22 protein-coding genes are annotated in these 22,775 nt (G+C 61.9%); 13 read left to right on the forward strand and 9 right to left on the reverse strand.

Annotated elements, in window-relative coordinates:
• Nucleotides 1–28: 28 nt before the first annotated feature.
• The 3 genes from LDB26_RS10440 to serB form a co-directional block, all read right to left on the reverse strand.
• The gene (locus LDB26_RS10440) at nt 29–1,519 is read right to left on the reverse strand and encodes a murein L,D-transpeptidase (protein WP_373886199.1); all 1,491 of its coding nucleotides are present in this window, start codon (nt 1,517–1,519) and stop codon (nt 29–31) included.
• Nucleotides 1,520–1,590: 71 nt separating this feature from the next.
• Entirely contained in the window at nt 1,591–1,848 is a 258-nt protein-coding gene (locus LDB26_RS10445; RefSeq protein WP_062066317.1) for a hypothetical protein, read from the reverse strand.
• A 165-nt stretch (nt 1,849–2,013) separates the two neighbouring features.
• The gene (serB, locus tag LDB26_RS10450) at nt 2,014–2,889 is read right to left on the reverse strand and encodes a phosphoserine phosphatase SerB (RefSeq protein ID WP_257538334.1); all 876 of its coding nucleotides are present in this window, start codon (nt 2,887–2,889) and stop codon (nt 2,014–2,016) included.
• Between serB and miaA the strand changes: the two genes are divergently transcribed.
• From miaA to leuA, 8 genes are all read left to right on the forward strand, one after another.
• Complete coding sequence (gene miaA / locus LDB26_RS10455; protein ID WP_257538335.1) at nt 2,888–3,832, forward strand: tRNA (adenosine(37)-N6)-dimethylallyltransferase MiaA; 945 nt, start codon at nt 2,888–2,890, stop codon at nt 3,830–3,832. The genes serB and miaA overlap by 2 nt on opposite strands.
• 100 nt (nt 3,833–3,932) lie before the next feature.
• Nucleotides 3,933–5,681, forward strand: coding sequence for an acetolactate synthase 3 large subunit (locus LDB26_RS10460; protein WP_257538336.1), 1,749 nt, complete (start codon nt 3,933–3,935; stop codon nt 5,679–5,681).
• Nucleotides 5,678–6,028: a hypothetical protein gene (locus LDB26_RS10465; RefSeq protein ID WP_062066328.1), complete on the forward strand. Its 351-nt coding sequence runs from the start codon at nt 5,678–5,680 to the stop codon at nt 6,026–6,028. The genes LDB26_RS10460 and LDB26_RS10465 overlap by 4 nt, the downstream gene beginning before the upstream one ends.
• Nucleotides 6,028–6,543 (forward strand): acetolactate synthase small subunit, encoded by a 516-nt coding sequence (gene ilvN / locus LDB26_RS10470; RefSeq protein WP_257538337.1) that lies wholly within the window; start codon nt 6,028–6,030, stop codon nt 6,541–6,543. The genes LDB26_RS10465 and ilvN overlap by 1 nt, the downstream gene beginning before the upstream one ends.
• Before the next feature lie 134 nt (nt 6,544–6,677).
• The gene (gene ilvC, locus LDB26_RS10475) at nt 6,678–7,697 is read left to right on the forward strand and encodes a ketol-acid reductoisomerase (RefSeq protein ID WP_257538338.1); all 1,020 of its coding nucleotides are present in this window, start codon (nt 6,678–6,680) and stop codon (nt 7,695–7,697) included.
• 103 nt (nt 7,698–7,800) lie between these two features.
• A complete protein-coding gene (locus LDB26_RS10480; protein ID WP_062066339.1) occupies nt 7,801–8,421 on the forward strand; it encodes a YceI family protein in 621 nt (206 codons plus the stop codon).
• A 6-nt stretch (nt 8,422–8,427) separates the two neighbouring features.
• Entirely contained in the window at nt 8,428–9,039 is a 612-nt protein-coding gene (locus LDB26_RS10485) for a YceI family protein (protein ID WP_257538339.1), read from the forward strand.
• Between the two features lie 256 nt (nt 9,040–9,295).
• On the forward strand, nt 9,296–10,969 hold the full coding sequence (leuA, locus tag LDB26_RS10490) for a 2-isopropylmalate synthase (RefSeq protein ID WP_257538340.1): 1,674 nt from the start codon (nt 9,296–9,298) through the stop codon (nt 10,967–10,969).
• A 77-nt stretch (nt 10,970–11,046) separates the two neighbouring features.
• Here leuA and LDB26_RS10495 read toward each other — a convergent pair whose 3' ends face one another.
• The gene (locus tag LDB26_RS10495) at nt 11,047–12,432 is read right to left on the reverse strand and encodes a M20/M25/M40 family metallo-hydrolase (protein ID WP_257538341.1); all 1,386 of its coding nucleotides are present in this window, start codon (nt 12,430–12,432) and stop codon (nt 11,047–11,049) included.
• Nucleotides 12,433–12,557: 125 nt separating this feature from the next.
• Here LDB26_RS10495 and LDB26_RS10500 point away from each other — a divergent pair, with 125 nt between their 5' ends.
• Entirely contained in the window at nt 12,558–13,868 is a 1,311-nt protein-coding gene (locus LDB26_RS10500) for a dicarboxylate/amino acid:cation symporter (RefSeq protein WP_257542068.1), read from the forward strand.
• 48 nt (nt 13,869–13,916) lie between these two features.
• Nucleotides 13,917–15,260, forward strand: a complete 1,344-nt coding sequence (trmFO, locus tag LDB26_RS10505) for a methylenetetrahydrofolate--tRNA-(uracil(54)-C(5))-methyltransferase (FADH(2)-oxidizing) TrmFO (protein ID WP_257538342.1) — start codon at nt 13,917–13,919, stop codon at nt 15,258–15,260.
• Between the two features lie 4 nt (nt 15,261–15,264).
• Here the strand turns inward: trmFO and LDB26_RS10510 are convergent, their stop codons facing one another.
• Both LDB26_RS10510 and LDB26_RS10515 read right to left on the reverse strand, forming a co-directional pair.
• Complete coding sequence (locus LDB26_RS10510; protein WP_062066349.1) at nt 15,265–15,729, reverse strand: EF-hand domain-containing protein; 465 nt, start codon at nt 15,727–15,729, stop codon at nt 15,265–15,267.
• Nucleotides 15,730–15,751: 22 nt separating this feature from the next.
• Nucleotides 15,752–16,411: a hypothetical protein gene (locus LDB26_RS10515; protein WP_062066351.1), complete on the reverse strand. Its 660-nt coding sequence runs from the start codon at nt 16,409–16,411 to the stop codon at nt 15,752–15,754.
• Between the two features lie 133 nt (nt 16,412–16,544).
• Between LDB26_RS10515 and LDB26_RS10520 the strand changes: the two genes are divergently transcribed.
• Genes LDB26_RS10520 through LDB26_RS10530 form a run of 3 tightly spaced genes read left to right on the forward strand, consistent with a single transcriptional unit; the run spans nt 16,545 to nt 19,845 of the window.
• Nucleotides 16,545–18,533 (forward strand): TadE/TadG family type IV pilus assembly protein, encoded by a 1,989-nt coding sequence (locus LDB26_RS10520; protein WP_062066353.1) that lies wholly within the window; start codon nt 16,545–16,547, stop codon nt 18,531–18,533.
• The gene (locus LDB26_RS10525; protein WP_062066355.1) at nt 18,530–19,129 is read left to right on the forward strand and encodes a TadE family protein; all 600 of its coding nucleotides are present in this window, start codon (nt 18,530–18,532) and stop codon (nt 19,127–19,129) included. Before LDB26_RS10520 ends, LDB26_RS10525 begins: the two co-directional genes overlap by 4 nt.
• Complete coding sequence (locus tag LDB26_RS10530) at nt 19,126–19,845, forward strand: TadE/TadG family type IV pilus assembly protein (RefSeq protein ID WP_257538344.1); 720 nt, start codon at nt 19,126–19,128, stop codon at nt 19,843–19,845. Before LDB26_RS10525 ends, LDB26_RS10530 begins: the two co-directional genes overlap by 4 nt.
• 54 nt (nt 19,846–19,899) lie before the next feature.
• On the opposite strand, the gene LDB26_RS10535 is transcribed toward LDB26_RS10530, so the two are convergent.
• From LDB26_RS10535 to LDB26_RS10545, 3 genes are all read right to left on the reverse strand, one after another.
• Nucleotides 19,900–21,288, reverse strand: coding sequence for a pyruvate dehydrogenase complex E1 component subunit beta (locus LDB26_RS10535; protein ID WP_062066362.1), 1,389 nt, complete (start codon nt 21,286–21,288; stop codon nt 19,900–19,902).
• Entirely contained in the window at nt 21,288–22,364 is a 1,077-nt protein-coding gene (gene pdhA, locus LDB26_RS10540) for a pyruvate dehydrogenase (acetyl-transferring) E1 component subunit alpha (RefSeq protein ID WP_257538345.1), read from the reverse strand. The genes LDB26_RS10535 and pdhA overlap by 1 nt, the downstream gene beginning before the upstream one ends.
• 97 nt (nt 22,365–22,461) lie before the next feature.
• A complete protein-coding gene (locus LDB26_RS10545; protein WP_062066368.1) occupies nt 22,462–22,773 on the reverse strand; it encodes a septum formation initiator family protein in 312 nt (103 codons plus the stop codon).
• Nucleotides 22,774–22,775 lie beyond the last annotated feature (2 nt).

A 22,775-nucleotide genomic window follows, 5' to 3' on the forward strand; every position in this document is an offset into this window, starting at 1 on the left:
CTTTCTCGACTTCGCCCGGAATGAACTCCTATTCCCCATCCCTGCCATAGACATCGGGCAGGAATCCCACGCCATCCTTCCCCGGCGTAGCGGTCAGATAGGTGAGGTAGACCGGCACCGGCTGGGGCAGCGGCCTGTGCTGCTCCGGCTTGTCGGAATCGGTGGTCAGCGCCTTGCCGAAGAACCATTTGCCCAGCCTTGGCGCATCCTCCAGCCGGACACAGCCATTGCTGAACTGCCGCGCGGGCTTGCCGAACAGATCGCGCGAGGGCGTGTCGTGCAGATAAATGCCCAGATCGTTGGGGAACATGAACTTCATCCGCCCCATGGAATTGGCCCGCCCCGGCAGTTCCCGCACGCGCAGTTCCTGCTGCCCGGACGCCACAGCCTGCCAATCGATGCTGCTCTGGTCGAGCTTCTGCGGGTTGGCGCTCCAGTCCGACAAAGCCTCATAGTTCATTTTCCGGAGCGAGGCGCCGTCCAGTATCTTGGGCGCGATCTTGCGCTCGACCAGATCGGGCGGCACGTTCCAATAGGGCTTGAGCGTCGCATAGCGGATCATGCCCGCCATCATCGGCGTCTGGCTTTCCTTCGCGCCGACCACGACCTTCATCGTGCCGTCGAGCTTACCGCCGCTATAATACCAGAGCCGCGCCGAAGCGGCGTCCACCACCACATGCCGCACCCATGGCCCCGGCAACAGCCGCGTCCGCTCCATATTGAGCGCCAGCGCCCGCGCATAATATTTCGGCCCGCGATTGAGCGCCGTCACCGTCTGCGTGCCCGCAATGCCGTCGGGCGTCAGGCCATGGTCGTCCTGAAACGCCTTGACCTTCGCCGCCAGCGCCTTGTCATACCCGCCGCCTGCCGACAGCCCCAGCCGCTCGCGCAGTGCGCCAACGCCCGGCCCCTTCGCGCCCGGTTTCCATTTCAGGCCCGTGGGCACCGCCACATCGGGCAGATTTGCCCATGTCTTGCCATAACCTGCCCGCGCCTTTCGCAATTGCATGTAGAAAGGGCTCATCCAGCCCGCCTGCGCCACATATTCCTCGAATGAGGATGTCACCGCCGCGGCGCGCAATATGTCCGCCGGGCCGGGATCGCGCGGTTCCACTTCGGGGTCCAGATAGCGCATCTTCACCGCCCGCGAAGGCGCCCGCATATCGGCGACCAGCTTCGCGAAACTCTTGGACAGCGCCAGTTCCGCGCGGGCCAGCGCCTTGGGATCGCCGCTGCCGTTCGCGTCCTCGATGGCGCGGCGCAACCCTTTGGGATCGTAGTTGCCGGGTTTCAGCCCATCGGCCTCCGCGCTGTCGATCAGCTTCAGCAGCGCATCCGCCTGCGGCCCCACGGCGTCCTTCTCGACCCACACCGGCCAAAATCCGCGCGGCCCGTAGAAGTCTCGCAGCTTGCCGCCGACCTGCGCGCGGATTTCCGCCGCCACGCTCGATCGCGCGGGGTTTCCCTTCACGGCGGCATCCTGGGCACGCGCAACCGGCGCGACGCCCGCGCTCACCATCAGACCAAGGATCAGGATTGGGACAAAGGAAGGGGCGCGGCGGATATGCCGCGCCCTGAAAGGTCGGGTGATCAGCCGCGTTCTCCCCGGCGGGAAGGCATGGGCGGCGGAGGCGGCGGGCAAGGCGGCCCCTGGATCGCATTATAGATGCCGTCGGCGGTGTAATATCCGTCGATGATACCGTCTCCATCACGGTCTGCCGCGACCGTGCCGGCTATCGCACCCGGCCCCAGCGGCGGCGCTGGCGCTACGGGTTCATCCTTGGTGGAGGCGCAGGCGCTCAAAGCGAGCACCCCTGCGGCGGCCAGAGCCATTTGCCGAATATTCATAGCATCTCCCTGTGGCGTCCGCACCAACGGCGGAAGCCCTACACTACTCAATGCTGCAGGACGCAGCCGACCTCCAACGACCCAGAGGCGGAAAGGATTCCATTACCGAACCGCAATGACGGCGAACGGAGCCTTAACCGAGATCAACCGTTAAAACCCGCCCTATCAGTCCTGCGCCCATTCCGCCGATGCGATGCCTTGCGCGTAGAGAAGCACTGACAAGTCGCCATGCACGATCTCCGCATCGGCCGCCGCCCGCGTCTTGGGCTTGGCATGATAGGCGACGCCCAGCCCTGCTCCCTCGATCATCGGAATATCGTTCGCGCCATCGCCCACCGCCAGAGTCAGCGTCCGGTCGATCCCGCCCGCGATCGCCGCTTCCAGTTCCGCCCGCTTGCGCGCCGCATCCACGATCGGCACCGTCACCGTGCCCAGCAGCGCCCCATCCGCAATCTCCAGCACATTGGCGACCGCGTTGTCGAAGCCGATCTCGTCGGCGACCGGCCCGGTGAAGCGCGTGAACCCGCCCGACACCAGCAGCGTCCGCGCCCCCCGCGCCTTCATCGTTCGGACCAGTGCCTTGGCGCCGCCCATGATGACGACCCGTTCGTCCCGGCAGCGGTCGATGGCCGCATCCTCCAGTCCTTTCAGCAGCGCCACCCGTTCATGCAGCGCGCCCGCAAAGTCCAGCTCGCCGCGCATCGCCCGTTCTGTGATCTCCGCGATCTGCGCCTTGATCCCGGCATAGTCGGCCAGTTCGTCGATGCACTCGACGGTGATCATGGTGGAATCCATGTCCGCGATCAGCAGCTTCTTTTCGCGCCCCTGGGCGGGCTGGACGATCACGTCCACCGCGCCCAGATCGGCGAGAACAGCCCGCGCCGTCACCGGGTCCGCGCCGAAGAAGATGTCCGCCGCCTTGCCCTCGTCCAGCCATGCGCTATCGACCGGCGCGCAACCGGCGACGGAGAGCCGCCCGACCGCTTCCGCAATATCCCCCTGACTCAAGGACGCACTTGCCACTAAGGTCGCGACGAACATGAACACTCCCGATCCCGAAGCGGGCGAATCCCGCCCGCGCGTCGCGCTTATTGCCGGGCCTACCGCCAGCGGCAAGAGCGCGCTTGCCATCGCGCTCGCTCAAACGGCAAACGGCACCGTCATCAATGCGGACGCCAGCCAGGTCTATGCCGACCTGCAAATCCTCTCCGCCCGTCCCGGCGCGGAGGATATGGCGCAGGCTCCGCACCGCCTCTTCGGCCATATCGACGGGGCGGAAGCCTGCACCGCCGCCCGCTGGGCCGCTCAGGCGCGCGCGGAAATAGACCACGCCCATGGCGAAGGCCGCCTCCCCATCCTCGTCGGCGGAACGGGCATGTATATCCGCACCCTGCTCGACGGCCTGGCGCCGGTGCCGGACATCGACCCCGCCATCCGCGAAGCCGTCCGCGCCCTCCCCGTGGCGCAGGCCCATGCCGCCCTCGCGCAGGAAGACCCGGACGCCGCCGCTCGGCTCGCCCCCGCCGACACCACGCGCATCGCCCGTGCGTTGGAAGTGATCCGCTCCACCGGCAAGCCTCTCTCGGAATGGCAAAGGCATAAAAGCGGCGGCATCGCTCACCGCATCACGCTCTCCCCCCTTATCCTCCTGCCTCCGCGCGATTGGCTGATCGCCCGCTGTGACTTGCGCTTCGGGCAGATGGTGGACACCGGCGCGGTCAAGGAAGTCGAAGCTCTCCTCGCCCGCAACCTGTCGCCAGACCTCCCCGTCATGCGCGCCATCGGCGTGCCGGAAATCGCCGCATGGCTGGCTGGGACAATCGACCGCGCCACCATGATGGAACGTGGCCGCATCGCCACCCGCCAATATGCCAAACGCCAATATACCTGGTTCTCCCGCCAGCCCCCGCTCGGCTGGCATCGCGAAATAGGACATATAGATGCAGGATTAATTGCTGAATTAGTAATTAAATTACAACAATGACTGTTGACTTGCCATTTTATATCCAATAGAGGCACCCACCTTGCCTTTCCGCTCATCCGGGCGCAAAGGGCTGCCTCGCACGCAAGGGAAGGATTTCATCGTGGCCGAAAAGAGCGGCGCGGACATTTTGGTTGAATGCCTGATCGATCTGGGCGTCGAAGTCGTGTTCGGTTATCCGGGCGGCGCGGTGCTGCCCATTTATGACGCGCTTTTCAACCATCCGAAGATCCGCCACGTCCTCGTCCGTCACGAACAGGGCGCGACCCATATGGCGGAAGGCTATGCCCGCTCGACCGGGAAGCCCGGCGTGGTGCTCGTCACCTCGGGCCCCGGTGCGACCAACGCCGTCACCGGCATCACCGACGCGCTGATGGATTCCATACCGATGGTCGTCATCACCGGGCAGGTTCCCACGCAGCTGATCGGCACCGACGCTTTTCAGGAAGCGGATACGGTCGGCATCACGCGCCATTGCACCAAGCATAATTATCTGGTGAAAGACCCCGGCAAGCTGGCCGGCGTCATTCATGAAGCGTTCCACATCGCCACTACCGGCCGCCCCGGCCCGGTCGTCATCGACATTCCCAAAAATGTCCAGATCGCGACCGCGCCTTATAAGAAGCCCGAAGGCATCGCCCATGCCAGCTATCGCCCGCAGACCAAGGCGGACGCGAAGGCCATAGACACGGTAGTCGAAATGCTGGCGGCGGCGCAGCGCCCGATCTTCTACACCGGCGGCGGCGTCATCAACTCCGGTCCCGAAGCCACCCGTCTGCTGCGCGAACTGGCCGCCATCACCGGCGCGCCCGTCACTTCGACGCTGATGGGTCTGGGCGCCTTCCCCGCCTCCTCGCCGCAATGGCTCGGAATGCTGGGGATGCACGGCACCTATGAAGCCAATTGGGCGATGAATCAGGCGGACCTGATCCTGTGCATCGGCGCGCGCTTCGACGATCGCGTGACCGGCCGCCTGGACGCCTTCGCACCCAACAGCCGCAAGGTTCATATCGACATCGACCGCAGCTCGATCAACAAGACGGTCGAGGTTGATCTGCCCATCGTCGCCGACGTGGGCAGCGCCATGGCCGACATGATCGCGCTCTGGAAATCGCGGGGCCATCATAGGGCGGACCTGTCCGCATGGTGGAAGCAGATCGACGGCTGGCGCGAAAAGCAAAGCCTCGCCTATCCCGAAAGCCGCGAAGAGATCATGCCGCAGGAAGCGATCGCGCAACTCTACAAGGCGACGCGCTCGGCCAAGGATGTGATCATCACCACCGAAGTGGGCCAGCATCAGATGTGGGCGGCCCAGCATTTCGGTTTCGACGCGCCGAACAAATGGCTGACTTCCGGGGGGCTGGGCACCATGGGCTATGGTTTCCCGGCCGCCATCGGCGCGCAGGTCGGCAATCCCGACAGCCTCGTCATCTGCGTGGCGGGCGACGCTTCGGTTCAGATGAACATTCAGGAAATGGGCACCGCCAGCCAGTATCGCACGCCGGTCAAGCTCTTCATCCTGAACAACGAATATATGGGCATGGTCCGCCAGTGGCAGGAACTGACCTATGAAAGCCGTTATTCCAACAGCTATTCGGACTGCCTGCCCGACTTCGTGAAGCTGGCCGAAGCCTATGGCTGGACCGGCATCCGCATCGAAGGGCCGCAGGAACTGGCGGCGGGCATCCGCCAGATGATCGACACGCCCGGCCCGGTGATCGTGGATTGCCGCGTGGCGAAACTGTCCAACTGTTTCCCGATGATCCCGTCGGGCGCAGCGCATACCGACATGCTGCTCGATCCCAGCCAGGTGTCGGGCAGCCTGTCGGACGAGGCGAAGGCTCTGGTGTGACGCAGCATCTCAAGCTCCGCGTCCATGTAAGCGAGCCCTGGGATTTCGAACGATCCGCGGGCACGGCTGAACTGACGGGCTGGACCATCGATCATATCGATCCGGACAATGAGGAATGGGAAGTGCATCTGGACGAAGGGTTCGATTTCCATGAGCGCCGCATCGGCCGCCTTCTGGCCGGGCCGCGCTATGTGGGCGAGCATCTGACGCGGATGTTCGACGCGGTGGCGGGCTTTCCCGTCCGCCTCGCCTATCGCGATGATGGAGCATGGCACTACGCCTTTGCGGGCATGATCTCACAGCGCCATGAGCGCACAGAAGAACCGGACAACGGAACAGGCATCTGATGCATATCCAGGAAGAACTGAGCGAGCGGCACGTCCTGTCGCTGACGGTCGCGAACGAGGCGGGCATATTGGCCCGCATCGCCGGGCTGTTCACCGCGCGCGGCTATAATATCGACAGTCTGACGGTGGCGGACATCACCACCGATCATGCGATCAGCCGCATCACCATCGTCACCGGCGGCCCGCCCAAGGTGATCGACCAGATCATCGCTCAGCTGGAACGGCTGGTGCCGGTGCACAAGGTGACGGACCTCACCGAAGCCGGTCCCTTCGTGGAGCGCGAGCTCGCTCTGGTGAAGGTTGCGGGCACGGGCGAGGAGCGGATCGAGGCGCTGCGCCTCGCCGATGTGTTCCGCGCCAAGGTGGTCGACACGACCATCGAAAGCTTCATTTTCGAAATCACGGGCACGACGGACAAGATCGACAATTTCGTCGCCCTGATGCGCCAGATCGGCCTGGTGGAAGTCGGCCGCACCGGCGTGGTCGGCCTGACGCGCGGCAAGGAGTTGGCCTGACATTATCGCCCCTCTCCCGCGAGCGGGAGAGGGAGGGGTCCATCGCACCGCGATGGGAGGGTGAGGGCCACCCCGCTCACCACAGCAATCACAGCTCCATCAGGGAGCAAAAGGACAGAAAGAAGGAACGTCACATGAAGGTTTATTACGATCGCGACGCGGACATCGGCCTCATCAAGGGCAAGAAGGTAGCCATTCTCGGTTACGGCAGCCAGGGCCACGCCCACGCCCAGAACCTGCGCGACAGCGGCGTCGCGGAAGTCGCGATCGCGCTCCGCCCCGGTTCCGCCAGCGCCAAGAAGGCCGAAGGCGCGGGTTTCAAGGTTCTGCCCAACGCCGAAGCCGCCGCATGGGCCGACGTCCTCATGATCCTCGCCCCCGACGAGTTCCAGGCTGAAATCTACGCCGCCGACATCCACGCGAACTTGAAGCCCGGCGCGGCGCTCGCCTTCGCGCACGGCCTCAATGTCCATTTCGGCCTGATCGAACCGCGCCCCGACGTCGACGTCATCATGATCGCGCCCAAGGGCCCCGGCCACACCGTCCGCAGCGAATATCAGCGCGGCGGCGGCGTGCCCTGCCTGATCGCCATCCACCAGGACGCGACCGGCAACGCCCATGACATCGCCCTGTCATACGCCAGCGGCGTCGGCGGCGGCCGGTCGGGCGTTATCGAGACCGATTTCAAGGAAGAGTGCGAAACCGACCTGTTCGGTGAGCAGGCGGTGCTGTGTGGCGGCCTGACGCACCTCATCATGGCGGGTTTCGAAACCCTGACCGAAGCGGGCTACTCGCCGGAAATGGCCTATTTCGAGTGCCTTCATGAAGTGAAGCTGATCGTCGACCTGATGTATGAAGGCGGCATCGCGAACATGCGCTATTCGATCTCGAACACCGCCGAATATGGCGATTACCACACCGGCCCGCGCGTCATCACCGACGAGACGAAGGCCGAAATGAAGCGCGTCCTCGCCGACATCCAGCAGGGCAAGTTCGTTCAGCGCTTCATGACCGACATCAAGACCGGTTATCCGGAAATGAAGGCCAAGCGGAAGCTTCAGGCCCAGCACCCGATCGAAAAGACCGGCGAACAGCTCCGCGCCATGATGCCCTGGATCGGCGCGAACAAGCTGGTCGACAAAGACAAGAACTAAATCTGTTCGCGGGAACGATCCGTTTCCGCTTTCCGCACTGGAACAATCAAGGGACGTGGCCTATTCTGGCTGCGCCCCTTGAACGTTTTGGAGAGTTTGCGAAATGCGGAAATATCTGATCCCCGCCGCCGCCCTGGTCGCGCTTGCCGGAGGCTCCGTTGTCGTCGCGCAGCAGATGCCCCCCGCGCCCGGTACAAAGGATGTCTCAAAGGTCACCGGCGGCAACTATGTGATCGAACCCACTCATACGCAGATCGTTTTCGCCTATGACCATATGGGATTCAGCAACAATCTGGGGATCATCGCCCAGCCCACCGGCACGCTGACGCTCGACCCGAAAAATCCTGCCGCCGCAAAGGTTTCGGTCGATATTCCCGTCGCGAACCTCAAGACCGGTGTGACCGAGCTCGACGCGCATCTCATGAAAGCGGATTTCTTCGATGCGGCCAAATTCCCCAAGGCGACCTTCGTGTCGACCGGCGTGAAGGTCGATGGCGATGATGCCGAAATCACGGGCAACCTCACCATCAAGGGCATCACGAAGCCGGTAACGCTGGATGCCGATTTCTACGGCGCAGGCATCCATCCGATGTCCAAGAAGGAGAATATCGGCTTCACCGCCACCACCGCGGTCAAGCGCAGCGATTTCGGCATGAGCTATGGCGTCCCCATGGTCGGCGATACGATCGAGTTGAAGATCGTCGCCGCCTTCGAAAAGCAGTAGGCGGCCATGCGGGCGCTCCCGACGCGGGCGGCGGCATGTCTCATCATGCTGCCGCTCGTTCCGGCGACGCCCGCCGCCACGGCCGGGCTGGATCAGGACCGCTATCCGCCCGGCACCTATGCGGTCGACTCCCATCGCACTCGCGTCCATTTCCAGGTGAAATCGCTGTTTGGCAGTTATCAGGGCGATTTTATCGAGCCTGGCGGCACCGTTGTCATCCACCCGCGCCGTTCCGGCCACGCGGATATCGACATCAGCTTCCCGGTCGATCGCCTCACCACCGGGGACGCCTCCACCGACCAGATGTTGAAGAGCGCGAGTTTCTTCGACATGGATCGCTATCCCACCGTTCGTTTCGCTGCGAACGATGCGTCCATCGGCGACAATAATGTGCTGGCGATTCACGGCGAACTGACCATGCACGGCCAGACCCGCCCGATCGCCATCGCCACCCGCTTCATGGGGCTTGATCCCGATATATTGAGCGGCGCGAAGCCCGCGCTGCGCTTTACCGGCAATGCCGCCGTCAAGCGCAGCCAGTTCGGCATGAGCTATGGCCGCCCTTTCGTCGCCAATCGCGTGGATCTCTCCATCGACGCGACATTCCGGCAGCTATAAGACAGGCAGGCGGGAATAAGGGCAACAGGCGCCGCACAAGAAACGACTGGACGCAACCCGCCGAATGGGGTTATGGCGCTGTTCATGACGCAGCGCGTGCTCCTACCCCTGCTACGACTTACACGCCCTTAGGCGTGATATTTGTGCTGCGCGCCATTTTCATGGGCCGGCAAGACGCCTAAGGGCACCTTCAAGCAAACAGTCGTTCCATCGGGCATGTGAGACACACGCCCGTAGCAGAGAAGTAGCCTTTCCGATGATGCTGACCGATCCTTCCGCCAAATACCGCCCCTTCCCGCAGGTCGACCTGCCCGACCGCCAGTGGCCCAGCCGGATCATCACCGCGCCGCCGCGCTGGCTCTCGACCGATCTGCGCGATGGCAATCAGTCGCTGATCGACCCGATGAATGCGGAAAAAAAGACCCGCTTCTTCGATCTGCTGGTGAAGATCGGCGTCAAGGAAATCGAAGTAGGCTTCCCCTCGGCAGGGGCGACCGAGTTCGACTTCATTCAGGATCTGGTCCGTTCCGACCGTATCCCCGACGATGTGACGCCTCAAGTCCTGACCCAGGCGCGCGAAGATCTGATCGCCACGACCTTTGAATCCCTGCGCGGCGCGAAACGCGCCATCGTCCATGTCTATAATGCGATTTCGCCCGCATGGCGCCGCATCGTCTTTGGCATGGAACAGCCAGAGATCAAGGCGATCGCGGTCCACGCCGCCAAACTCCTGCGCGACAATGCCGCCAGGCAGCCGGATACCGACTGGTATTTCGAATATAGCCCCGAAACCTTCTCCACCGCGGAACTGGATTTCAGCCTGGAATGCTGCGAGGCCGTAATCGACATTCTCCAGCCGACGCCGGACCGTCCGCTGATCCTGAACCTGCCCGCCACGGTCGAAGCGGCAACGCCCAACATCTATGCCGACCAGATCGAATGGTTCTGCCGCCACATTTCGCGGCGCGACAGCGTGGTCATCTCGCTGCACACGCATAATGACCGGGGCACCGGCGTCGCGGCGGCCGAACTGGGCATCATGGCGGGCGCGGATCGCGTGGAAGGCTGCATGTTCGGCAATGGCGAGCGCACCGGCAATTGCGACATCGTGACGGTCGCGCTCAACATGTATTCGCAGGGGATCAATCCCGGCCTCGACTTCTCCGACATAGACGAGGTCATCCAGACGGTCGAATATTGCAACCAGCTGTCCGTCCATCCGCGCCATCCCTATGGCGGCGAACTGGTCTTCACGGCCTTTTCGGGCAGCCATCAGGATGCGATCAAAAAGGGTTTCGCCGCGCAGGAGGTTCGCAACGACGAAATCTGGGACGTGCCCTATCTGCCCATCGATCCCGCCGATCTGGGCCGCAATTACGAAGCGGTCATCCGCGTCAATTCGCAATCCGGCAAGGGCGGCGTCGCCTGGGTCTTGCAGCAGGACAAGGGGCTGAAGCTGCCCAAGCGGATGCAGGCGGATTTCTCGCGAGTTGTGCAGGCTCTGGCCGACCAAAGCAGCCGCGAACTCAATGCCGCCGATATATGGGGGGCGTTCGAGGATCATTACCGCCTGTCCGGCGACCAGCCCTATCGGCTGATCGACTATCATGAAGGCGGCGCGGCGGGCGATCGCATCTTCACCGGCAAGATCGCCTATCAGGGCGGCGAGCGGTCGATTTCCGGGCGCGGCAACGGCCTGCTTTCGTCCGTGCTGGCGGCGCTGCGCGACGAACTGGGTGTCGATCTGGACATCGCCGATTACAGCGAACATGCCATCGGCGCGGGGACGGACGTGGCCGCCGCCGCCTATGTCGAATGCCGCACGTCCGACGGTCGCACGGTCTTCGGGATCGGCACGGACACGGACGTCGCGACCGCATCGGTCCAGGCCGTCCTCTCCGCCGCCAACAGCGTCGCGGGGGGCGCCTGATCGTTACTGATCCGAAATGAAATAGCGATGGGAAAGTGCTTTCCCTTCGCTATTTCGTTCATGGAATCGAATGCCTCTCATTTCGCCAGCGCCTTCAAAACGCTCTCCCACTGCCGCAGAGCAGAAGGAATCCCGCCCACCGGCGCGCGCTCGTTCAGCCCATGGGCAAAGCCGTCCTCCGCCCGCATGAACAGGCTACCCACGCCATAACTCGGTACGCCCAGCGCCCGGAAATGCAGGCTGTCCGTCGCGCCCGCCGACATGCTCGGCATCACCGGTATCCCCGGATCGCGCGCCGTGACCGCCGCTGTCACCGCCTTCACCACATCGACCCGCAGGGGGGAAGCGTCGCTCGCCACCGGATCGCCCAGCGTCGTAAAGGTCGCGCCCGGATCATTGACAGCCTTCACCAGTTCCGCCTTCACGGCATCGACACCGACACCTGGAAAGATGCGGCAATTGACGCTGACCTTCGCGCTCTGCGGCAGGGCGTTCAGCGCATGGCCCGCCTGCGCCATGGTCGCCACGCATGTCGTTCGCACCTGCCCCACAAATTCCGGCCGCGTCGACAATATCTCCGCCGCGTCCTTGTCGCCCGTCTCGGCAAAGCGCTTCATCGCCGCCCCCATATCGCCGCCGATCCGGTCCGCCGATAGCCGCATCGACGCCTCAGTCAGTTCGTTTCGCATCGGCGCGAATTTGTAGGCCGCAATCCGGTCAATGGCTTTGGCCATGCGATAGATGGGATTGCCCGGCGTCGGCGCGCTGGAATGCCCACCCGGATCGGTGAATCCGATCTGGAAATCCGCATAGGTCTTCTCACCCGCCTGCAATTGATACAGAACGGGCTTTCCTTCCTCATCCAGCAATCCGCCGCCGCCATCGCCATTCAGCAGCAGTTCGGCGTCCTTATATTTCACCGCCAGCGCCCGCGTCGTCCGCATATCGGTTTCCTCATCTCCCGACAGCAGCAGGATGATCGTCCGGCGCGGTTTCCATCCTTCTTTCTTAAGGCCCGCAAGCGTGGTCACCATCATGGCGACGTCATATTTATTATCCTCCGTACCCCGCCCGAAAATATAGCCATTTTCCTCGACCGGCACGAAAGGATCGCGCGTCCAGTCCGCCCGGTTCGCCGCCACCACGTCCATATGCCCGATCATCAGCAGCGGCTTCAGCGCCGGGTCCGTGCCCCGCCATGTCGCCGCGAAGGTCGCTGTTTCGCCGATCGGCGTGATCTCTATATCCATGTCGGCAAAACCCGCATCCTTGAGGACGGAGGCATAATAGGCCGCCAGCTTCGGCACCTCCCCTGCGCCCTCCACCGTGCGGAAGGCGACGGATTTCATGAGCACGGCCTTTGCAAGGGCAATGTCCGGCGCAGCCAAGGCGGCAGGTGCCGCCGCAGCCACACTGCCCGTGAGTGCCAGCAAGCCGATCCCCACGCGTCCCTTGTCCATCATGTCTCTCTCCCTTGCCAACCTGTATTACTCATGTGGCACGGTGAAGCAGGGACGCCAATGCTCTTTGAAGCCCTTGAAAGAATTGTTTGCGCGTAATCATCGAGACCATGTCCGATATAACGGGCATGACGCTCCACTATCGCAGCTTCGGCTTTCAGGTGCTCGCCGGCATGGCCGTGGGCCTTTTTCTCGGCCTCGTCGCGCGGCAGATCGGCGCGGGGCCGGATGGCGATCTGAATACACTGGCGCAGGCGCTTCAGACCACCGGGTCGGCCTTTGTCGCCTTACTGAAAGCCGTAGTGCCGCCGCTCGTCTTCGCGGCCATCGTCGCCTCCATCGCCAATTTGCGGGCGCTCGACAATGCGGCACGGCTAGCGGGACAGACGCTGCTCTGGTTCGCGATTACTGCCCTGATCGCGGTCGTCATTAGCCTGGCCCTCGGCCTGCTCATTCAGCCCGGCGCGGGTCTGCATGGCGCCACCCTGCCCATCGGCCAAACAAGCACACGCGGGGGGTGGCTCGATTTCCTCAAGGGCCTGCTCCCAACCAACAGCCTGGCCTTGGCCGCGGATAGCAAGAGCGCGGACGGGATCGTCACCACCACTCTTTCCTTTAATATCCTGCAACTGCTGGTCATTTCCATCGCCATCGGTCTCGCAACATTGAAGGTAGGCGACAAGGCCGAGCCCTTCCTTACCTTCGTCCGTTCCCTGTTGGCCGTGGTGCGCGCGATCCTCGGCTGGATCATCCGCCTGACGCCGATCGGTTCCGCCGCGCTGATCGGCACGGCCATCGCGACTTATGGCTGGGACGCACTGGCCCAGCTTGGCACATTCGCCGCCGCCATCTATCTCGGCCTCGCGCTTGTACTGCTGGTGATCTATCCGCTGCTGCTCGCCGCCAACGGGCTTAAACCCCTACCCTTCTTTGCAAAGGCTTGGCCAGCGATCCAGCTTGGCTTCGTATCCCGCTCCTCGGTCGGCACATTGCCCGTGACCGAAGCCGTCACCGAACGCATAGGCGTCGAAAAAGCCTATGCCGCCTTTGCCATCCCGCTCGCATCCACCACCAAGATGGATGGGTGCGCCTCAATCTATCCCGCGCTGGCAGCGATTTTCGTCGCGGGCTTTTATGGCATTCCGCTGCATGCCATCGACTATGTGCTGATCGTCATCGTGTCCGTGATCGGATCGGCCGCCACAGCGGGACTCACGGGCGCCATCGTCATGCTGACGCTCACCCTGTCAACGCTCGGCCTGCCGCTGAAGGGCGCAGGACTGCTGCTCGCCATCGATCCGATTCTCGACATGGGCCGCACCGCTGTCAATGTCGCGGGACAGGTGCTGGTCGCCACCATCGTCGCAAGGCGCGAGGGCATATTGGACGAGAACGCTTATTATGGAGTAGCAGCCCAGCCCGCGTTGGAATCTGGCTGATCGTCTTGATCGTTGCAGGAAGGGAAAAAATTGCCCACTGAGACCGGCATGACTCATCAGGTTCACATCATCGGCGGCGGTCTCGCCGGATCGGAAGCGGCATGGCAATTGGCGCAGGCAGGCGTGAAGGTGCGTCTGTCCGAAATGCGCGGCTCCGGCGACATGACTCCGGCGCATCAGACCGAAGGACTGGCCGAACTCGTCTGCTCCAACAGCTTCCGCTCAGACGATGCGGACAAGAATGCCGTGGGCCTGCTGCATCAGGAGATGCGCCGCCTGAGCTCGCTCATCATGGCGCAGGCGGACCTTGCCAAAGTGCCCGCCGGATCGGCACTGGCCGTGGATCGCGACATCTTTTCGGGCGGTGTCACCCGTGCCCTTACCGAGCACCCCAATGTGGAGATCGTGCGCGAACGGATCGACACGCTCCCGGTTCAGGGCATGACCATCGTCGCCACCGGCCCACTGACCGCTCCTGGCCTTGCCATCAGCATCGGCGCGGCGGCCGGCATGGATCATCTTGCCTTCTTCGATGCTATCGCGCCGGTCGTCCATTTCGACAGCATCGACATGGGCCAATGCTGGATGGCCAATCGCTGGGACAAGATCGGCCCCGGCGGCGGCGAGGGGAAAGACTATATCAACTGCCCCATGAACAAGGAGCAGTATCAGGCCTTTGTCCAGGGATTGCTCGACGGCGAAAAGGCCGACTTCAAGGATTGGGAAAAGGACACCCCCTATTTCGAAGGCTGCATGCCGATCGAAGTGATGGCTTCACGCGGGCCCGAAACGCTGCGCCACGGCCCGATGAAGCCGATGGGCCTCGACGATCCCCGCACGGGCCGCTGGCCCTATGCCGTGGTGCAGCTGCGGCAGGATAATGCATCGGGCACGCTCTGGAACATGGTGGGCTTCCAAACCAAGCTCAAACATGGTGCCCAAATCGACCTTTTCCGCACCATCCCTGGCCTGGAAAAGGCGGAGTTCGCGCGCCTTGGTGGCCTGCACCGCAACACCTTCATCCAGTCACCCAAATTGCTGGATGCGACACTGCGCCTGAAGAATGCCCGGCATATCCGTTTCGCCGGGCAGGTGACCGGCTGCGAAGGCTATGTCGAAAGCAGCGCCATCGGCCTGCTTGCCGGACGGTTTGCGGTGGCCGAGCTGCTGGGCCGCCCGCTTACTCCATTACCCGCCGATACGGCTTTGGGCGCGTTGCTGGGCCATGTGACGGGCAATGTCGAAACGGCGGACTATCAGCCGATGAACGTCAATTTCGGTCTGTTCCCGCCGCTGGAAGATGTGAAAAAGAAACAGCGCAAGGAAGCCATGACCGCGCGCGCCCGCGCCTCGCTCGGCCAGTGGCTGAACGCAGAGCTTCAACCCGCCTGAACCATCAGCACTTGCATTTGGGTTTGGGTGATCGCTTAGGCGCGGTCGCGGCGAACTCGGCAGGTGTCAGCTTGCCGTCCTTGTCTGCGTCCGCGGCGCCGAAACGATCCGAAGTCGCCACGGCCCATTCCTCGAAGGACAACAGATTGTCGCCATCCTTGTCCAGCGCCTTGAACGCCTTCACCCGACTGCCCATCATCTCGATGCGTGTGATGACGCCATCGCGGTTGCGGTCATAGCGGGCGAAGCGTTTCTGCTCGCGGCTCTGCGGGCTGGCTTCTCCGGGCATAGGCGGCGCTTTTCCTACAGCGCCAGGATCACCCTCCGGCAATTCCTCGACCTCGGGCGGAGGTGGCGGGCCGATCAATGCCTGAGGCAAAGGCGCGTTCCCTGCTTGCCCCTGCCACCAGAACAACCCGCCCGCCACCAGCAGCAGCGCCGCCATCCCGCCCGCCAATAACCTGGTCATATCCCCCTTGATCCCCTTCCCGCTATCTGCCGATAAGGGCAATTCGCAAGAGCCTGAACGCAAGCCCACGCGATATTCCGGCGGAAGCGCCCCGCCCTTTCATCACATCCTCCCGCGCGAGGGTAGCGAGTATCCGCAAAGGCTTCCATGTCGGCGGCCCCTTCATCGCGGCCAGATCAAACCGCTCCTCGCGCGCCAAAGCAATCGCAGCACCCCTTAGCGCATCGTCCCCGACATGGCCTGCCAGATCCCATAACGCCCATAATCGCCCGGCAGCGATCAACCCCTCTGGTTTATCCTTCACGCCCGCCAACGCCCGGAACAGTCCACCGCCCCTGCCCTCCGCATAAACGCGCAGCAAATCGCGGTCGATCTCCGGTTCCACCACCACCACTTCCCAGCCATCGATCATGGCCGACAGACCGGGCATCGTCATCGCGCCGGTTTCACGCAGCAGATCGACATCGGGATCGCCCTTGCCCTTTAGCCCTGCCTCGTCGGCGATGACATCGTTCCACCAGACGAGCCGCATCTGACCAATGGCAGGTTCGGTCGTGGTTCGCGCAATTTGTGCAAGCCGCGCATCAAAGGCCCATAATGCATGATGGCGTACTTTCATGTCCCCAGCATGGGCGCAGAGCAACGCCGCCAGCGGCGTCACGCCCTTTTCGCTGTCATGCATCGCCTCATCCGTCCTTACAGAAAATATGCAGGTTATCGATCCTTTAACCACAGATCTCATACAGGTTCTAATCAGATTGCCCGGATAGTGGGCATGATATCCGGGGTGGGTTTGCATGAGTGATTGCGAAACGATGAGCAAGAACAATCATGGCGGGGGCGCGCTCAAGCAGGGGTTTCTGGCGCGTCTGTTGCGAAATCAGGCTGGCAATGCGCTGATGATCGTGGCCGCCGCTGTCATTCCATTGCTGGGTCTGGTCGGCGGCGGCATCGACATGAGCCGCCTCTACCTGACCCAGGCGCGTTTGCAACAGGCCTGCGACGCCGGGGCGCTGGCGGGCCGAAAGGAAATGGGCGCAGGCGCATGGTCGGCGAACAGCGGTAAGCCTGATACGGTCGCGCTCCAGCTGTTCGACGCCAATTTCGGCTCCAACCCCTATGGCACCACCGGCACCACGCGCAGTTTCGTCGAGAGCAATCGGAAAGTCACCGGCACCGCATCCGTGACCGTGCCGATGACGGTCATGCGGGCGCTGGGCATATCCTCCAAAACGCTGAGCACGACCTGCGAAGCGGAAATGCGGATTCCCAATACCGACGTGATGTTCGTGCTCGACGTCACGGGTTCAATGGCCAGCAAGGCCAACAGCAGCGATAGCCTCTCCAAGATCGACGGCCTCAAGAAAGCAGTGAAGTGCTTCTACGAGGCACTGGCCAAGCAGGACACCGATGCCGATTGCGGATCGACTCCGACCGGCAGCAACAGTTCGACAGCCCAGTTACGCTTCGGTTTTGTGCCCTACAGCGTTAATGTGAATGTCGGCAAGCTGCTGAAAAATGACTGGATAGCGGACAACTGGACCTATCAATCGCGCACCTATGCTTGGAATGGCACAACTTACAACACTAGCACTAGCGAAGGCTCATGGACCAAGGTTTCGGGAACGGTCGTATCCGATACTGTTTCCGGCCAAAGCAGCTGCAATATTCCCGCCGACACTTTTCTGCAGACGACGTCTAGCAGCGAATCTTCAAGCACAGCTACCGACGGCACGGTCACGATAAGAACTACTACAACGCGTATCAGCAATGGCATCGATTACGACGACAAATGCTCAAGCTCCAGCAACAAGAACAAAAAAACCTATAGTTATGACAGAACAATCTATACGGTTTATAAGGAACAAAAGGTCGACACGACAACCAAAACGCCACGCTATATCTATACCTATCAGCCAGTCAGCTTCCCTGTCGCCAGCCTGAAGGCGGGTGGAACAGACAACAGCCAGTGGAACGGCAGCATAACCCTGCCCGTCGGGACAGGAGGCGCAAACAGGTCCATCGCATGGAATGGCTGCATCGAGGAACGGAAAACCGTTCGCGCAACCTCCTATTATCCCATTCCCTCCGGCGCCTACGACCTGGATATCGACATGGTACCGAGCACTTCGGACAGAGACACGCAATGGGGCCCTCTGCTCCCCGGCGCGCAGTTTAACCGAAACACGTATGAAAACCTCGAATCGACCAATGCCTCCAGCAGCATGAGCGCCACCTGCCCGACGGAAGCAAAGAAGTTGCAAGTCTGGGCGTCGGCTTCTTCGTTCCAAGCCTATGTCAATTCGTTAACGCCCTCCGGCACGACCTATCATGACATTGGGATGCTCTGGGGCGCCCGACTCGCATCGCCTACCGGCATCTTCAGAAGCGAAAACGCCGCGACACCCACGGGCGGACAGATCGAACGGCACATCATCTTCATGACGGATGGCGAAACGAACAGCGGCGTCGAGGAACCCACGGCTTATGGCATCCATAAGTTGGACCGACGGCAAACCAGCGAAACTATCGCGCCGACGGATCCCGACACCGACGCGCAGGTAAATGCCCGCTTCACCGCTCTGTGCAGTGCGGCCAAAAACAAGGGCTTCACCGTTTGGACCATTTATTTCGGCGTAACGGTCACGAACAGTTCCTCACAGCCTGTCAAGGACACTGCTGCTCGGCTGCAAAACTGTGCTTCCGACGCCCAACATGCCTTTACGGCCGCCAACTCCACGACCCTCATCAATAATTTCAAGGACATCGCCGATAACATCTCCCAACTGAGGCTAACGCAATGAGGCACGCTCTTCATCACCTGCGCGCCCATCATGCGGGCGTGACCATCGTGGAATTCGGACTGATCGCGCCAGTATTCTGCTTGCTGCTGATGGGCGCGATGGACCTTGGCCATTCGCTCTACATGCAAAGCGTGTTGCAGGGTGCGCTGCAAAAGGCCGCTCGTGACAGCACGCTTGAAAGCGCCTCGGAGGCCACCCGCCGCCAGTTGATCGATGACGACATCGAGCAGCAGGTACTGAAACTCGCCAATAATGCGACCGTGCAGATCACACGAACCTCCTTCCGTGACTACGCAAGGGCCGCCAACCGGACCAAGGAACCGTTCACCGACACGAACGGCAGCGGCACCTGCGACGCGGGCGAGCCCTATGACGACCTCAACAACAGCGGTTCATGGGATATCGACAATGGCCAGAACAATTCGGGCGGAGCGAAGGATGCGGTGCTGCTTTCCGCCAACGTCTCCTATCCGCGCCTCTTTCCCATGGCGAAGCTGGCGGGGCTGCCCATCAATGTCACTATGAACGCCAGCACCCTATTGGTGAACCAGCCCTATGGTGAACAGAAAGCCGTCACGACAAGGAATTGCCCATGATCGCAATGCGCCTGCGGCATAGAGTCGGACGGATCGCACAACAGCTGCACGCTCTGCGGAGGGATGCAGGCGGCGTAGCGATGGTTGAATTTGCGATGTGCCTGCCCTTTGTCGTCACCATAACCATGGCAGGAACGGAACTCGCCAATTACACGACGACAAAGATGCGGATAAGCCAACTTGCGCTGATGGTGGCGGACAATGCTTCACGCATCGGATCGGGCACCATGAACGCCAAGACGATCAGTGAAACGCAGATCAACGGCCTATTGACTGGCGCCGGCCTGCAATCAGGACGCCTCGACCTGTTCCAGAACGGCCGAGTCATCCTCGCCAGTCTGCAGCCTTCGAGCACTCCCGACAAATTCGTCGTCAAATGGCAGCGTTGTCGAGGAGTGAAGGCAGTTACGTCCAGCTACTATACGGCCACCAACACCACCAATCCCGCCCTTCCAGCCAGTGGCGACATGGATGACATCACTGCCAATGGTCAGCGCATCACGTCCCCATCGAACGGCGCGGTGATGTTCGTGGAGATAGATTATACATATCAGCCGCTCATCAGCCTGGATTTTCTGCCCGGCATAAATCCCACGATAAAGGATGTCGCTGCGCTCACCGTGCGCGACAATAGAGATTATGCAGGCGGGACTAGCGGGATTTACAATGCCGAAAACGCATCGCGATCACTCTGCACGCAATATAGCGCCACCTAATGTCCCAGCCAAATCACCCCTCCCTTGAAAGGGAGGGGTGGGATTTTAGTCGCTCTACTTCCTATAGCATACCTTCTTCACCGCCTCGACCACGCGTCCGGCGTCGATCAGCGCGGCTTTTTCGAGGTTGGCGGCATAGGGGAGCGGCACATCCTCATTGGTGACACGCAGCACCGGGGCGTCGAGGTCATCAAAGCCCTGCTCCATCACCACAGCGGCAATCTCCGAGGAGATCGAACAGACCGGCCAGCCTTCCTCGACCACTACCAGGCGATTCGTCTTCTTGAGGCTCGCAAGCACCGTCGCGGTGTCGAGCGGGCGCAGGGTCCGCAGATCGATGACTTCCGCCTCGACACCCTCGCCTGCCAGCGTCTCAGCCGCTTCCAGCGCCAGGCCGACGCCGATGGAATAACTGACCAGCGTCACATCCTTGCCCGGCCGCATGATCCGCGCCTTGCCGATGGGCAGAACATAATCATCCACCTTGGGCACGTCGAAGCTGCGACCATAGACCAGCTCGTTTTCCAGGAACACGACCGGATCGTCCGACCGGATCGCCGCCTTGAGCAATCCCTTGGCATCCGCCGCATCATAGGGCGCGATCACGATCAGGCCCGGCACCGCCGCATACCATGGTCCATAATTCTGGCTGTGCTGCGCCGCCACGCGGCTCGCCGCGCCATTGGGACCGCGGAACACGATCGGACAACGCATCTGGCCGCCGGACATGTAATTGGTCTTGGCCGCCGAGTTGATGATGTGGTCGATGGCCTGCATGGCGAAGTTGAACGTCATGAACTCGACGATAGGCTTGAGCCCGCCCATGGCCGCACCCGCACCGATACCGGCAAAGCCATATTCGGTGATCGGCGTGTCGATGACCCGCCTATCGCCGAACTCCTCGAGTAGGCCCTGCGTCACCTTGTAGGCGCCCTGATATTCGGCGACTTCCTCGCCCATCACGAAGACGCGCTCGTCCGCGCGCATTTCCTCCGCCATCGCGTCGCGCAGCGCCTCGCGCACCGTCGTCTTCACATATTCAGTGCCTTCGGGCAGGTCCGGGTCGGCAATGGTCGCCTGCGCCTGCGTGGCCAGTTTGGTTGTGCCGCTTTCCGCCTTCTTCGGCGCTTCAGGCGCGGCATCGGATTTGGCAGGCGGCGCGCTCTCCTCCGCCTTGGGCGCGGCTTTTGCGCCTTCGCCGCCCTCGCCCGCCATTTCGGCGATGACGGTTCCGACCTTCACCCCTTCGGTCCCTTCGGCCACGACAATCTTGCCAATCTTGCCTTCATCGACTGCTTCGAATTCCATCGTCGCCTTGTCGGTCTCAATCTCGGCCAATATGTCGCCGGACCGCACCTCATCGCCTTCCTTCACCAGCCACTTGGCCAGCGTGCCTTCCTCCATGGTCGGCGACAGCGCCGGCATCTTGATTTCGATACCCATTAATATTGCTCCACCAGCACGTCGGTATAGAGTTCGCTCAGTTCAGGTTCGGGCGAGCTTTCCGCGAAATCCGCTGCGTCGCTGACGATCTTGCGGATGTCCTGATCGATCTTCTTGAGTTCCTCCTCGCTGATACCGGCGGCTTCCAGATGCTTCTTCGCGCCTTCGATGGGGTCTGACTTCTCCCGCACCTCCTGCACTTCCTCGCGCGAGCGATATTTGGCGGGATCGGACATGGAATGGCCGCGATAGCGATAGGTCTTCATCTCAAGCAGGATCGGCCCATTGCCATCCTTCACCCATTTTAGCGCATCTTCGGTCGCGCCGCGCACCGCAAGCACGTCCATGCCGTTTACCTGAAGCCCCGGAATGCGGAAGCTCTCGCCACGGCGATACAACTGATCCTCGGCCGACGAGCGGTTGACGCTGGTGCCCATGGCATATTGGTTATTCTCGATCACGAAGATGATCGGCAGCTTCCACAGCTCGGCCATGTTGAAGCTTTCATAAACCTGACCCTGGTTGGCCGCGCCATCGCCGAAATAGGCGACGCACACACCGCCATCGCCATTATATTTATGCGCGAAGCCCAGCCCCGCGCCCAGCGACACCTGCGCGCCCACGATGCCGTGCCCGCCATAGAATTTGTGATCGACGCTGAACATGTGCATCGATCCGCCCTTGCCCTTGGAAATGCCGGCCTCCCGGCCCGTCAGTTCCGCCATGATGAGCTTGGGATCGATGCCATAGGCGAGCATGTGGCCATGATCGCGATAGCCGGTGATAACGCTGTCCTTGCCCGGCTCCAGCGCCGACTGGATGCCCACCGCAACCGCTTCCTGGCCGATATAGAGGTGACAGAAACCGCCGATGAACCCCAGGCCGTAAAGCTGTCCCGCCTTCTCCTCGAACCGGCGGATCAGCACCATCTGGCGATAGAATTCCAGCAGTTCTTCCTTACTCGCCTTATAATCAACAGGCTCTTGCGGACGCAGCCGGTTATGATCCGCCCCGGCTGGGGTTTCCGCTTTCTTCGCTCTGGCGCGGGAAGGACGCGGCATGGTTGGTTTCGCCAAGGCTTATATCCTTTTGCGTGGGTATATGAAAGGAATGCCGATATAGCGGCAGAAAGCGGCGGATTGCAACGCCGCAAGCCATGCTTTGAACCGCCGTTCAGTTCAGCGGAACGACCACTTCATCGTGATGGATGACGCCAAGCTGGCGGCGGATCAATTCATCGCTGAGGTCCGGGTCAACTCGGCGCGGATCGAGCAGGTCGACCCGATTCCGCAATTCCTGCCGATGCGTTTCCACCTTCTTCAGTTCGGTGCGCGCATCGCGCAACTGACGAGTGTAATCGCCCCATGCCAGCACGCCGTTGGAACCCAGCACGACATAACCCGCGAACAGGATGAGCAACAGCACCGCGATCGCCGGACCGAAAGCCGAAAAGAGCAGGAGACGAAGCTTCGCGATATGCGCCATAG

The sequence above is a fragment of the Sphingobium sp. CFD-1 genome (assembly GCF_024611115.1).
Lineage (GTDB): Bacteria > Pseudomonadota > Alphaproteobacteria > Sphingomonadales > Sphingomonadaceae > Sphingobium > Sphingobium baderi_A.

What these genes read in the sequence shown, in the direction of transcription:
- LDB26_RS10440 (WP_373886199.1), bottom strand. Translation starts at nt 1,519, where the DNA reads ATGGTGAGCGCGGGCGTCGCGCCGGTTGCGCGTGCCCAGGATGCCGCC.
- LDB26_RS10445 (WP_062066317.1), bottom strand. Translation starts at nt 1,848, where the DNA reads ATGAATATTCGGCAAATGGCTCTGGCCGCCGCAGGGGTGCTCGCTTTG.
- miaA (WP_257538335.1), top strand. Translation starts at nt 2,888, where the DNA reads ATGAACACTCCCGATCCCGAAGCGGGCGAATCCCGCCCGCGCGTCGCG.
- serB (WP_257538334.1), bottom strand. Translation starts at nt 2,889, where the DNA reads ATGTTCGTCGCGACCTTAGTGGCAAGTGCGTCCTTGAGTCAGGGGGAT.
- ilvN (WP_257538337.1), top strand. Translation starts at nt 6,028, where the DNA reads ATGCATATCCAGGAAGAACTGAGCGAGCGGCACGTCCTGTCGCTGACG.
- ilvC (WP_257538338.1), top strand. Translation starts at nt 6,678, where the DNA reads ATGAAGGTTTATTACGATCGCGACGCGGACATCGGCCTCATCAAGGGC.
- LDB26_RS10480 (WP_062066339.1), top strand. Translation starts at nt 7,801, where the DNA reads ATGCGGAAATATCTGATCCCCGCCGCCGCCCTGGTCGCGCTTGCCGGA.
- LDB26_RS10485 (WP_257538339.1), top strand. Translation starts at nt 8,428, where the DNA reads ATGCGGGCGCTCCCGACGCGGGCGGCGGCATGTCTCATCATGCTGCCG.
- leuA (WP_257538340.1), top strand. Translation starts at nt 9,296, where the DNA reads ATGATGCTGACCGATCCTTCCGCCAAATACCGCCCCTTCCCGCAGGTC.
- LDB26_RS10495 (WP_257538341.1), bottom strand. Translation starts at nt 12,432, where the DNA reads ATGATGGACAAGGGACGCGTGGGGATCGGCTTGCTGGCACTCACGGGC.
- LDB26_RS10500 (WP_257542068.1), top strand. Translation starts at nt 12,558, where the DNA reads ATGACGCTCCACTATCGCAGCTTCGGCTTTCAGGTGCTCGCCGGCATG.
- trmFO (WP_257538342.1), top strand. Translation starts at nt 13,917, where the DNA reads ATGACTCATCAGGTTCACATCATCGGCGGCGGTCTCGCCGGATCGGAA.
- LDB26_RS10510 (WP_062066349.1), bottom strand. Translation starts at nt 15,729, where the DNA reads ATGACCAGGTTATTGGCGGGCGGGATGGCGGCGCTGCTGCTGGTGGCG.
- LDB26_RS10515 (WP_062066351.1), bottom strand. Translation starts at nt 16,411, where the DNA reads ATGCATGACAGCGAAAAGGGCGTGACGCCGCTGGCGGCGTTGCTCTGC.
- LDB26_RS10520 (WP_062066353.1), top strand. Translation starts at nt 16,545, where the DNA reads ATGAGCAAGAACAATCATGGCGGGGGCGCGCTCAAGCAGGGGTTTCTG.
- LDB26_RS10525 (WP_062066355.1), top strand. Translation starts at nt 18,530, where the DNA reads ATGAGGCACGCTCTTCATCACCTGCGCGCCCATCATGCGGGCGTGACC.
- LDB26_RS10530 (WP_257538344.1), top strand. Translation starts at nt 19,126, where the DNA reads ATGATCGCAATGCGCCTGCGGCATAGAGTCGGACGGATCGCACAACAG.
- LDB26_RS10535 (WP_062066362.1), bottom strand. Translation starts at nt 21,288, where the DNA reads ATGGGTATCGAAATCAAGATGCCGGCGCTGTCGCCGACCATGGAGGAA.
- LDB26_RS10545 (WP_062066368.1), bottom strand. Translation starts at nt 22,773, where the DNA reads ATGGCGCATATCGCGAAGCTTCGTCTCCTGCTCTTTTCGGCTTTCGGT.